Below are 13,449 nucleotides of genomic sequence, written 5' to 3'. Positions count from 1 at the left end.
GAACAAGATGTTGCAAAAACATACGATGCTATCTATGAACTTAAAAATAAACAATGTGAATTAGTAACATAAAACTAAAAGGACTGTTAATCAATTTAGTCCTTTTTATTTACCTATAAAAAATACATTGTGTTTCAAATATCTATCCGTTATGCTAAAGACATCATAATCAAAAAGGACGATACTTAATGAAAAAACTATCCTTGACTATTCTGACGATTTCATTATTTTTTATTAGCGCTTGTCAATCTTCTTCTAAATTAACAGAACAAAAAGATGTTACTAAACAAGCGAAAGAATTAAAAGAAAACTACGCAGACTTTTATAACTTAAGTTATTTTTCCGATGTATCAAACGGTGATACCTATCCTGTACCTGGGCTCAATGAAACGATTGTTCCATTACTTGATGAACCTGGTAAAAAAAGTGTCAGTAAGTCTATGGATCCACAAGGTGTAACGATTGCAGGAGATTATTTATTAATTTCATCTTATAGTCATGATGATACTCACCATTCTGTTGTCTATGTCCTAGATAAAAACACTCACAAATACATTAAAACCATTATTTTAAAAGGTCACCCTCATGTAGGAGGTATTACCTATGATCCTATTGCAAAAAATATTTGGGTATGTTCTTCAACAGATTCTAATAAAGCTGAACTCGTAGCTTTTTCAATGGATAAATTAAAAGCATACAACATGGAAGAACATTATGAACCCATTGTCTATGACCAAGAAATCACATTAGATGGTATTAAATGGTCATCTTACGTCACTTATCATGATAAAGCCCTTTATGTTGGTTACTTTTCTGTCAATCACAAAGCCGTTTTAGAAAAATATCAATTTAACGACGATGGCGTATTTGATACAACATTACATGGAAAAAAAGAACTGATAGATGATGATACAACTCTTTCTCCTGAAGAAAAATTACATGTTGGAACACAAATTCAGGGTATTACTTTTTATAAAAATTATATGCTTTTATCACGTTCTTACGGGGATAAAAACTCGAAAATACTTGTCTACGAATTAGATGACAATGATTTATTCCTTGAAAAAGATGCCATAAAAACGATAGAAGCTCCACCTTACTTAGAACAAATTTCCGTATCAGGTGACAAACTCTACACTATTTTTGAATCTGGTACGCAACGTTTCAGAGATAAAAAAGGGTTGACTGTTGTGAATTATGTCGTGCCATTGGATATGGAGAAAATATTAGAATGAATAGTATAGTCTCCTCAAAGAATCCAAAATCGTTTGAGGAGACTTTTTATTTATTGTCTAATATCTATCCATTCTAATCCCTTTGCGTTTAATTTTTCAATATCACCATAGTACAAAACTGGTAAAAACATCTTACTAATTTGTGTATCATCAACAAAATAACCAAATTTTATTTCTCTTTTTTCTCCAGGTTTGATATCTGACATTTTATAAAAACTTTTTCCCTCACCATGACTATCTAGATAATCTACTTCTCCTGAATAAGGTGTAAAGTCAACTTCTTCTTTAGTAACACTCAACCCTTTCTTACTACCTTCTAAAAGGTAAAGTCCATTTTGAAAATATAAGTCCTTAATTGTTTTTTTACTTTTATTTTCTATAGTAGCTGTCAAATAAACAAATTTAGTTTTTACTTTTCTTTCTCCTACAACTTCATCAAGTGTTTGTGTCCCGTCTCCTTTTTTGATTATTTTTTGATTAAATGGCAATAATTCACCATCATTTGCTATTAACTGTTTGTCTTTAAGCTGTTCATATGAATTACTATTAAAATTATTTTTATCTAATAATTTTATATTATCCATAACAGTGGCACTTTTAATGGTAAATAAAACTTCTTGCGTGTCATAAACTTTAGTATTTACTGCTTCACCTATCTTATGGATATTAGAACTATTTTTAGGTAAATAGTAATTTTTTTCTGGTTGTTTACCTTTGAATAAGTCTTTACTTAAAATACCATAATGAGTAGCATCCTTTTCATTGGTTTCTTCTAAATATACTTTTTCTAACATTTTTTTCCATTCTGATTCCTTAACATCATTTGAAATATAGGCTTGTAAAACATAACCCTCTTTTTCAAAAAACAGATACACTACAGTGTCAAATTGACTATCACTTGAAATCAATATGCCTTTCTTTACTACAATACTAGGATGATTATTAAGTGTTAATTCTTCATAGTCTTTTGTGTAAAGTTCTTTAAAGTCTTCTTTTCCAGATAATTGCCATAAAACGAAACTTATTCCTCCACTATCTAAATTATCTTTATAACTAAACTTATTTGAATCCCCATCTTCTACCATACCTATCGGAATATAACCATACTTTAATTTATAAAAATGATTATGATTATATTTCTTATCATCAGATAAAGATAAGTTTAATTCATAGTTATTTTGGTTTACTATCCATTTATAAATTTCTTTTGAGGCGTAAATAGTCGTTGGAATCAAAGCTATTGCGATAATTGCTATCATCAATACACGTTTTAATCCAAATTTAGTTTTTGATTTTTTTGTTGAAACCTTTTTTAAAAAATTTTGTTTATTTGATTGATAGGTTGAAGAAAAATGATGTATCTCTTTCTCTTTATCAAACTCTTCTTCTGCTAATCTATTTGCTACTTCTTCTAATATCTTCTGTTCACGTTTTTCATTCTTTTCCATAATGAGCCCCTCCAATCACTTTTTTCACTATATTTTTAGCTCTCTCAAATTGTTTTCGTATAGTTGCTTCTTTGGAATCCATTACTTTCGCTATTTCCTTATTTGATAATCCATAGTAAACTCTATACAAAAAGACATGAAGATATGGTTCTTTTAATTGCTTACTAATATCTAATATTTCCTGTTCAGATATCATTTTATCTACATAATCATTCACATTATTATCTTCTTCATGTTTATCCTTTATAGTTTTATAATTCTCAAGATATTTTATCTGAGTATTGTTTTTACGATACAAATCAATCGATTTATTCTTTGTTATTTTGATAATAAATTTTTTTAAATGTAGATCATCAAATTTTTTTATACTTTCAAAATCTGAATATAATTGTTCAAAAACTTCTTGAGTAATATCTTCAGCTTGCTCTTTATTATTCAATACTGATAAAGCTTGATAAAATATTTTCTGTTCATAACTCTCATATAAATACTCAAAAAATTCTTTATCTGATTTGTTATTTATCATAATAAACTCCTTTCATAGCTACCTTCATAATATATAACGTTTCAAGGAACTAAAGTGTGACACTTTTTAACATACAAAAAGAGATTTTCCCTAAACTATAGGAAAAATCTCTAACAGACTATTCTAAAGTAATATTTTGAATTCAACTTCTGGATATTTATCTGCAAATCAATCCAATTTTGATAGTTAATTTTTCTAAATAAACCCATTACTTCTTAATAAATAATTTTAGTAAGAAAATAAATTGTATAAGCATCACAAAATAAAAATTGTATGTTATATAGTGTAAATTTTTGTTCTATCAATTAAACCTAAACCAAACTATTTAATCGAAAACTCTGCATTTTCCCAAGTAATTAAATTCATAATTAACATTACTGTGGGATAGTTTATCTATATATTCCAAAACACTTAAATTCCCCTTATCCTCTGATTCTTACTGTTCTTCCTTTATTGAGACGTATATATGAATACTTATATTTCAACAATCCAGTTCAATTTAAAACTTTCCGGAAGTTCAGATTTACTTACTCCAGTCTATCTTTAAGAATACTTCTTCAAGCTTATCTAAAGATTTTACTCTTTTAGATAAGTCCGCATTCATACCAGAATTAATGAACTCATCAACTTCTTTATTTTTATTATTATTCAGATTCGTTCTTCCAGTCATTATATAAAAAATTACTTGAGTTAGTGCATATATCTCATGTTGAATAGTGTATTTATCCGCTCCCATAATTTTTAATTGTGGGTCATTCAGACTGCCTTGAAATTCAGTATTTTGGCGAGTCAATGTACTATCAGATTCTTTAAGATAACCAAAATCACAGACTTTTAAGATAACGGTTTTATCATCATATTCCTTCACCAAGATATTACTTAATGAAATATCCCTATGAAAAATCCCTTTAGAATGAATGTATTTAAACGCATTAAATAATTGAATAACTAACCTTCTTCTTTCAAATAACTGTAATTTAGTATTGTTCGAGTCTATATAATCTTTAAGTGTTTGCTTCACGTATTCCATTATAAATTCATTCTCACTATCGTTATAGCTATAGACTCCCAAAACATATAAGGAATCCATATTTTTCATATTTTCAAACTCTTTTTTAAAACGTATTAACTCAGCAGAAGTTAGTTCTTTTCTTGCCCTTTTTAAAGCAAAAACTTGATTATAAAAAGTATCTTTAAACTTATAAACTGTAGCATAAGAACCGGAATCCACCAATTTTAAAGAAGAAGATAAGCTGTTATTATCCTTAACAATTTCAATTCGTTTCTCAAAATAAATGATTGGTTCGTATTTAACAATGTGTAATAACTGATAATCTTCTGGAATAGTTGACCCACCAGAATTACTAAGATGCGGTTGAATGAATCGTATCGTATCTACATAATTATCCAGCAATTTAAAAGCATAGTCGGTTTTAGATAGTGCATGTTCCAATTCTTCATATTTATCAATCAATACGTTTAAATTTCTACTAGGATCTGCATTAAAATGATGATTATACTTTGCTTTTTCATTTAAGAAAGATAATAAAGAATTAAACTGATTCTGAAATACTGCGAAACAAAATCTTAGTCGGTCATCTTCTACATTTTCAAATAGCCTTTCTTCCATTAGTTGCCCTATTACTTTATTTGAAAACCTCATTAGAAAATCAACATTCTCATCTATAATATAACCCACATTCATAATTTCCAACTCCAATCATTATTATAAATAATCAAATTTAATGAAACATATGTCGTAATACAATAAAAAAGTCTAATCAAAGACTTTTTTATTGTAAATATTTTAAAATTTAGGCCCTTATATTCAACATGGCAAGCTTTCTACTAAATCCATTTATTGACCATAGCTTGATTAAAATTTCAACTATTTCTTTTTCTTAGTAATTCTACCCATTCCTAAAAGTGCTAGACCAACCAAAGCAGCTCCGACATTAGTTCTGTGTTCCTTTAACTTACGACTATGTTCCATACAAAATAAAGATTTATCAGACGGTACTTCTTTATTACAATTTGGGTACTTACAATTCATAATTTTCGATTTTTTCATTTTCAATCACGTCAATCCTTTCATTATTATAAGTTGCTATAAGCAGCTCAATCTTTTTAGATAAATCATTGGTTAATGAATGAATCCTTCCGTCATTCCCCACGTGAGCATTATCTAATAACCACGCAATAGTCCTTCCAGCTTCGGTTTCTTTCATTAATACTTGCTCAATAAATGAATGATAGTTCGTTAGTGTTGCAAACAAAGATTGTTTTTCCCCTAAGGCTGTATATGCTATTAGGTTTAGTTGGACTGTAGAATTTAAATATCCTAAAGACGTTTGTAATAAATTATCAATTCTACGTGCATCTTTTGATTTTGTTTTTGAATCAATTAAAAGGGCTGCATCTTCGTGAATAGATAGCATTAGTTTACTAATTGTTTCATTTGCAATTTTTATAGAACTAATCAATAACTCTCTTTTGTTTGATTCATTCTCTGAAGCTAATCCTTCAACAACTAGTTGTCTAGATGAAAAAAATCCCGCATATCTATCATTATACTGTCCCTTCTCTACCCTTTGTATAATTTGATTTAATCCTTCAATTTGCTCTGAAATTGATGCTAACTGACTTTGAATTGCTGATAGCTCTGGTAAAACACCCAATTCTTTTACAATTTTCTTGTCCAAAGTAACAAAACTTTTATTTTTTCCACTTAAATTATCCTTAATGACAGCATATGTTTCACCTGTTTTTTTTCTTATGCCAAATGACCATTCTCCTGAATCTATCTTTTCCTTTGCAAAGTCAGATATTCTAGCTACATATTCTGTTTCTTTCTGATTAGACATTTTTTCAATCAAACTCATTTGTGAAATATTAGAAAATAAATTATCTTTAATTTTTACCCCAATCGATTTTGAAGCTATTTTTTGCAATGGTAATAATGAGTACGATGTAAAATCATAATTGTATAAATTTTTATCAGTAATATTTACCAATAACGATTTTTCTTTAGGTAAATCAATTTCGAAATCTTCCAACTCCTAACCTCCATTACTAAATTACTAAATTACTAAATTATTAAATTATTAAATTATTAAATTATTAAATTCATTATATCATTAAAAAATCACAAATTAGTATTTGATAAAGAATTTACCAGTTGTGTCAATACTTGTTTTCTCCTTATTTGTAACTCTAACTATTTTCTTAATACTATAAAATATTATAAATTCTATTCTTATCAGTATATACATGATTATACAAAATTCTAAAATTGTCCCAGTTCATAGGAAAAAGTCCCTTTTTATCAATTTTTGATAAAAAAGGACTTTTATAAATCAAAATATCTCAATAATTTTTCAATTAAAATACCAGCTTAAATCTTCTAAATATTTAACTATTGATTACAAATCATTTTTACAACAATGTCTTCAACTCAACTTCTGGATACTTATCTGCAAACCAACGCATCGCAAATTGGTTTTCAAATAAGAATAACGGTTGGTCAAATCTATCTCTTGCTAAGATATTTCGACTTGAACTCATTTTTTCATCTAACTGAGATGGGGCAATCCAACGAGCAATTTTTGTTCCCATTGGTTCCATGATTAACTCAGTATTGTACTCATTCAACATACGGTGTTTGAATACCTCAAACTGCAACTGTCCAACAGCTCCAATAATATAATCCTCAGTTAAATAAGTTTTATATAATTGAATAGCTCCTTCTTGTACTAGTTGATAAAGTCCTTTGTGGAATGATTTTTGTTTCATCACGTTTTTCGCCGTAACTTTCATAAATAACTCTGGCGTAAATTGTGGTAAATCTTCAAATTCAATCTTATCTTTACCAGTAAATAAGGTATCACCTATTTGATAAGTTCCTGTATCATACAACCCAATAATATCACCAGCCACTGCTTCTTCTACGATTTCACGAGAATCAGCCATAAACTGGGTTGAGTTATTTAATTTTATTTTTTTCGATTCACGAGCTAACTTAACTTCCATACCTTTTTCAAAACTTCCTGAACAGATACGAACAAATGCAATTCTATCTCTATGAGCTGGGTTCATATTTGCTTGAATTTTAAAGACAAATCCAGAAAAGTCTTTGTCATAAGGACTCACTTCGCCACCATCTTTTGTTTCATGCTCACTTGGTTTTGGTGCAAATTGTAAAAATGTTTCTAAAAATGTTTCCACACCAAAGTTTGTCAAAGCAGAACCAAAGAATACTGGGGTTAATTCACCTTTAGCAATTTTTTCTTCTGAAAATTCATTTCCAGCTTCAAGTAACAACTCAACTTCTTCCATTACTTGTGAAAAAATAGATTGTTGTTTTAATGGGTGATCCATTTCTAATTCTCTTTCGTCATTTAGGGGTAAAAATCTTTCCCCATCAAAACGATCAGGACGATGAATTTCGATACGATTATTGTAAATATCATATAATCCTTCAAATCCTTTTCCCATACCGATTGGCCAGTTCATTGGATAAGAATCAATTTCTAACACTTCTTCTAATTCTTCTAGTAAATCAAGTGGCTCACGACCATCTCTATCTAGTTTATTAATGAATGTAAAAATAGGAATACCACGCATACGACACACTTGGAAAAGTTTTTTCGTTTGTGCTTCAATCCCTTTAGCACTATCAATGACCATGACAGCACTATCGACTGCCATCAATGTACGATAAGTATCTTCCGAGAAATCTTCATGTCCTGGTGTATCTAAAATATTCACGCGTTTTCCTTGAAAATCAAATTGCATCACAGAACTTGTTACCGAAATCCCACGTTGTTTTTCAATATCCATCCAGTCTGATTTAGCATAGTTACCAGTTTTTTTCCCTTTTACTGTCCCAGCATTTCTAATCGCGCCACCAAATAATAATAATTGTTCCGTAATTGTTGTTTTACCAGCATCCGGATGTGAAATAATGGCAAACGTTCTTCTTCTGTCGACTTCTTTTTGTTGATCAAATCCCATATATAGACTCCTCTTAGTTTTTCTATGTAGTTATCACTTAGTTAGTAGAAATTCACGCTCTAGTATAACATAAAATCTCAATTAATAGATTTTATTTCATAAAATTTTAAAAAGGCAAAAGAAAATACCCTTGTCTCAGAGTGAAGACAAACTAATTACTCATTAAGCGTATTGGGTTGTCTTTTTTATATTAAGACATGCAAAAGTTAACCAATTTTTCATGTGCATTTTTCTTTATCTATTCCAACATTAACAGTCACGCCTTTTCTCTATTTTACCAAAAAAAGACAAAGCATCGAAATTTATCAATACTTTGTCTACAGTCAGAATGCCCTTAGTAAAATATCTAAAGGTGTTCTTTCCTTATTCACTTTTTTTTGCGACAAATGATTCTAACATATCCTTAACATTTAAACCTGTTGTTTCTTTTAGTGTTTCTTGAGTAGAAGCTAAAAGGTTTGTAGCATAATTTGTGACACGATTCGCTCCACTATTATCTCCACCTTGACCAGTATCTACAACAGAAATTTTCTCGATATTTCCTAATGGCTGTGCTGCTTGTTTCACTAATTCAGGTAAGATTTCAATAATCATACTCATAACAGCAGCTTCCCCGTATTGTTTAAATGCTTCAGCGATTTGTTCTTTCGCTTTGGCTTCAGCCTCACCAATCGCTAGAATAGCATCCGCCTCAGCTTGCCCTTCCATTCTAAGTTGAGTAGCATTTGCTTTAGCCATTGCTTCCACTTTAAATTGTTGTGCTTCGGCTTCGGCTACTTCAGTTGCTTTTTCTGCTAAGGCTTCTTGTTCTTTAGCATAACGATCCGCGTCGGCTTTTTTCTTCACTTCGGAGTCGTATTGTCGTTCACGACGTTGAATTTCTTTTTCTTCTAATTCAATTTGTTTTTGACGTTCAATGACTTTAACTTCCATTTCTTGCTCGATAACGTGTTGTTGTGCTTTAGCACTTTCTAAATTATAGGCTTGATCAGCTTTCGCTTTTGCAATATCTTGCTCTTGTTTATAGGCTGCTAATTTTAATTCTTTTTCTTTCGTTGCTTCAGCAATTTCTGTTTGGCGCTGTAATTCTGCTTCTTGCGATTCTTTTTCTGCTTGAGCTTTTTTAATACGTGTTTCTTTACTTGCTTCAGCTTCAGCAATTTCAGCATCACGTTTTACTTGGGCAATACGAGGTTTTCCTAATGAATCAAGGTAACCATTTTTATCACGTACTTCTTTAATAGTAAACGATACAATCACAAGTCCCATTTTAGCTAAATCTACACTGGCTACTTCTTGAACACTTTGAGAGAATTTATCTCGGTTTTGATAAATTTCTTCCACTGTCATTGACCCTAAAATCGAACGTAAATGTCCTTCTAATACTTCGCGTGCTTCATTTTCTAATTCTTCACGTGTTTTTCCTAAAAATTGTTCCGCTGCAGTTGCGATTTCTTCAACTGATGAGCCAATCTTAATAATAGATGTTCCATCTGCCATAACTGGTACACCTTGTTCAGTATAAACATCTGGTGTTGATACGTCTAATTTACTTGATAAAAGACTCAAACGATTGCTTCTTTGGAAAACTGGTAAAACAAATGCTCCACCACCACGTACAATTTTGACACGATTTCCTTCATTGTCAGCATGGACATTTTTATTTCCTAAATAGCTCCCACTAATAATCAATGCCTCATCTGGTTTAGCTGTCTGATATTTTGAAACAAACACAATCAACAACATCACTAAAATAAACGCAACTAACCCAATGGCTACAAACATTAAATTCATTTACATTTCTCCTTTTTGTTTTAAAAATTTTCTACATACGGTACAACATAACAAACTCTTTCTCTTACTTCTATAATTAGTACTTCCTCACCCTTATTTATTTGTGTTTCTTGTTCTGTGTAAAAGGTTGCCGGACGACTCATTATCCCTGTTACATTACTTATTGTAATTTCCCCCATGCCTTTAATAGGTATTGGCGTTACCACAGTTGCGACTCTTCCTTCAAGCATTTTCTCCGATACTGAAATCGTTGATTCTGAATTCTTTAAAGGAATTAATATATAAAAATTTAATAAAAATACAATAATTGATGATAGCAAAACAGCAATAGCAAATACCCAACCACTACCCAGGGTTGTTAACGTTTCCCCGATGTAGCCAAAAAGTGACGTAAATGCAATACAAGGTACAATTAAGATTGGATCAATCGGTCCGTCAAATTGGAGGATATCCCCTATTAAAAACAAGACAACTGATAGGATGGTACAAATGATTAACATATAAAAATACACTTGCTCAATTGATTGTATTCCAAACATCCCTCTCACGCTCCTTCCCACCTTAATAATAATAGTTTACCAATCTTTTGATTAAAACAACAGAAAAATCGTACATTTTCCAACCGATATTCGAAAATCGTAGCAAAAAAGACAAAAGAGATAGACCCTTTTGTCTTTCATTATTATTCTGTTGATTTCAATGCTTCAATCATATCAACATGTTTTAACTTACGATGCATAATTAGCATCACAATAAATGAAAACAGAATCGTTAATAAGGCTGATAACACATAGCTGATTGGATGAATTGTAGTTGGGAACATCATCATATCAATCTCTGCTGTTTTTAATACATAACCATGTAGTAATACGCCAAGTACAAATCCAACTAAGATACCTAGTACTGTTAAGATGTTATTTTCTCGGTAAACATACATCGTTACTTCTCTATCATAAAAACCTAATACCTTAATAGTAGATAACTCACGAATTCGTTCTGAAATATTGATATTTGTTAAATTATACAGAACAACAAAAGCAAGTAATGCCGCAGATATAATCAATACCCACACCACAATATTTAAACTAGACATGGTATCATCCATCGTTTTTCCTATTTGACTTGTAAATGATACATTGCCAGCGTAATTACTTTTTATTAATCTATCTGCTAACTCATTTTCTTTTGTCTCATTTAATGATTTATCAAACTTAAGTAGTTCAACATTGTAATTTGGCTTTTTACCAAATATTTTTTCATAATAACTTGGTGTCATATAAGCAAAATTCATGACATAATTTTCAACAACTGCTTCAACTTTGACTGTGACATCTTTATTGTCGGTATCTCGAAAGGTAAGGTCATCACCAGTTTTAACATCAAAAAAGTTAGCTAATTTTTCATTGATAATGATGCCATCATCATTTAATGAATACTTTTTATCACTGTTGCGATCTTTAAATGTAATAAAATCAGCTAGTTGTTTTTCTTGTTTTGGTACATCAACCGTTACTTCTCGATTTGTGTATCCTTTTTTAACAACCGTCATATTATTCTGAGATAAATCGAGACTTGACGTAATATTTTTATCGTTTTCTTTGATTTTTGCATACTCTTCTTTTTGTGCAGTTGTACTATCGTCATTAAATGTAACTGTTGCATCATAATGCCAAATTTTATCAAATTGGAGTGGTACAATATCACCGATTGAGTCTTTCAATCCAAATCCAGTCAAAATCATTGCCGTACAACCTGCTATACCTAAAACGGTCATCAACATTCGTTGTTTATAACGGAATAAATTTCTGGCTGTTACTTTTTGGTTAAAGCTAAACCTATCCCACAACCAAGAAAATCGCTCCAACAAAATTCGTTTACCTGGTTTTGGTGCTTTAGGTCTCATAAGTAAAGCAGGAGTGCTTAATAAATCAACTCTAAGTACAAACAATGACGCTAATAATGTACATAATAATGCCACTATAACTGACTGAATTGTATAACCAATATAATAAGTAATTATCACTGATGGTAAATTATACATACTACCATATGCATCAAATATAACTGATGGAAACAAATTATATCCTATTAACAATCCGGCTAAACTCCCCACAATACTGGCTGTTGTAGAATACACAATATACTTTAAAGCAATTTCAAAATTAGTATATCCTAATGCTTTTAGTGTTCCTATCTCACCACGTTTTTCGTCAACCATGCGAGTCATTGTGGTTAGCGAAATAAGAGCTGCAATCATGAAAAAGAATACAGGAAACACTGTTGCAATAGAAGAAATCCGATCTGCATTATCTTGAAACTCAGAATAAGAGGGATTATCATCTCTTGAAAAATAATGATATGTCGGTTCTTTTAAATCCTCCACTTTTTTTTGACTTGTTGCGAGTTCTTCTTTAGACTCTTTGATTTTTTGCTGTTCTTCTTCTATTTTTTTCTTTTCTGCTTCTAACGTTTTGCTTGCCTTTTGTAGTGTTTGTTCTTGAGCATCATCCACTGGCATTCCTTGTTGTTTTGCTGCTTCTATCAATTGTTTATTTTTATTTAATTCTTTTTCTTTTTCAGAGAGTAGTGTTTGACCATCAGATAATTGCTTTTCACCATCTGCTATTTTAGCTTTAGCATCATCTAGTTTTTCATTTGCTTCTTTTTTCATCTCATCTAATTGTTCAGATGGACGATTTTTTAAAGTTTGCTTCAAACTTTTAATGTCTTTATCGTATGCTAAATTATATGCTTTACTATAACTTTCTAATTTAGCTGTGTCTTTATATTGAATATACGCTTCTGTATAAACAGGAAGGTTAAACACGTCTTCTTTGATATAACCAAAGTAATCAACGGTCCCTTTACCTACTGTCGTATATCCTCTCGAAACGTTATCTATATAAATCGGGCTCTTGATAAATCCAACAATTTTAAATTTATCTCTTGATACACTATCTGAATCATCTTTTTGAATCGAAATTGTGTCACCAATTTTGTAAATTTGATTGTCTAAAACCTGTGTATCTAGTGCGATTTCATCTTCTTTTTCAGGTAACTTACCTTCTACTAAAACAGGTAAATTCAACTCATTTTTATCTGAAGAGTAGGATATTAGTTTTAATACATGATTATTCTCTTCAGTTAAAACATCTAAACTATAAGACGGTTCAACTATGTTAACCTTACTATCGCCTTTGATTAGATCAATGTCTTTATCTTCTAAACCTGTTGTTGAAACAAGCTTCGTATCCATCAATTTGTTGTCTTTATAGTAAGTATCAGCTGTATGTAACATATCGGGGCCTGTTGCTTTTATCCCCGCATAAAACCCAACACCTAACATGATGATAAGTAGTATCGAAATAAATCTTGCTTTTGATTGATAAATTTCTCGAAAGGTGGACGTCCATAATGCTTTTTTCTTTTTCAT

General features: G+C 30.5%; 9 protein-coding genes. 1 reads left to right on the top strand and 8 read right to left on the bottom strand.

Features of this window, described 5'->3' with window-relative positions; translation table 11 throughout:
- The first annotated feature begins 188 nt into the window (after positions 1 to 188).
- Entirely contained in the window at positions 189 to 1,235 is a 1,047-nt protein-coding gene (locus DW196_RS05960; protein ID WP_118250613.1) for a YncE family protein, read from the top strand.
- A 50-nt stretch (positions 1,236 to 1,285) separates the two neighbouring features.
- Here DW196_RS05960 and DW196_RS05955 read toward each other — a convergent pair whose 3' ends face one another.
- From DW196_RS05955 to DW196_RS05915, 8 genes are all read right to left on the bottom strand, one after another.
- Positions 1,286 to 2,683 (bottom strand): hypothetical protein, encoded by a 1,398-nt coding sequence (locus DW196_RS05955; RefSeq protein WP_118250612.1) that lies wholly within the window; start codon positions 2,681 to 2,683, stop codon positions 1,286 to 1,288.
- On the bottom strand, positions 2,670 to 3,209 hold the full coding sequence (locus DW196_RS05950) for a sigma-70 family RNA polymerase sigma factor (RefSeq protein WP_118250611.1): 540 nt from the start codon (positions 3,207 to 3,209) through the stop codon (positions 2,670 to 2,672). Before DW196_RS05950 ends, DW196_RS05955 begins: the two co-directional genes overlap by 14 nt.
- Positions 3,210 to 3,732: 523 nt before the next feature.
- On the bottom strand, positions 3,733 to 4,914 hold the full coding sequence (locus tag DW196_RS05945) for a protein kinase family protein (protein ID WP_118250610.1): 1,182 nt from the start codon (positions 4,912 to 4,914) through the stop codon (positions 3,733 to 3,735).
- A gap of 337 nt (positions 4,915 to 5,251) precedes the next feature.
- Positions 5,252 to 6,265 carry a hypothetical protein gene (locus DW196_RS05935; protein WP_118250609.1) on the bottom strand — a complete coding sequence of 338 codons (1,014 nt, stop codon included), beginning with the start codon at positions 6,263 to 6,265 and terminating at the stop codon, positions 5,252 to 5,254.
- A 379-nt stretch (positions 6,266 to 6,644) separates the two neighbouring features.
- Positions 6,645 to 8,222: a peptide chain release factor 3 gene (locus tag DW196_RS05930; RefSeq protein ID WP_118250608.1), complete on the bottom strand. Its 1,578-nt coding sequence runs from the start codon at positions 8,220 to 8,222 to the stop codon at positions 6,645 to 6,647.
- Positions 8,223 to 8,585: 363 nt separating this feature from the next.
- Positions 8,586 to 10,007 (bottom strand): flotillin family protein, encoded by a 1,422-nt coding sequence (locus DW196_RS05925; protein WP_118250720.1) that lies wholly within the window; start codon positions 10,005 to 10,007, stop codon positions 8,586 to 8,588.
- Between the two features lie 29 nt (positions 10,008 to 10,036).
- Positions 10,037 to 10,555: a hypothetical protein gene (locus tag DW196_RS05920; protein ID WP_118250719.1), complete on the bottom strand. Its 519-nt coding sequence runs from the start codon at positions 10,553 to 10,555 to the stop codon at positions 10,037 to 10,039.
- 143 nt (positions 10,556 to 10,698) lie between these two features.
- Positions 10,699 to 13,449, bottom strand: a complete 2,751-nt coding sequence (locus DW196_RS05915; protein ID WP_118250607.1) for an ABC transporter permease — start codon at positions 13,447 to 13,449, stop codon at positions 10,699 to 10,701.

Source organism: Vagococcus sp. AM17-17 (genome assembly GCF_003471765.1).
Classification (GTDB): domain Bacteria; phylum Bacillota; class Bacilli; order Lactobacillales; family Vagococcaceae; genus Vagococcus; species Vagococcus teuberi.
This window is presented reverse-complemented; position numbering and strand designations above follow the sequence as displayed.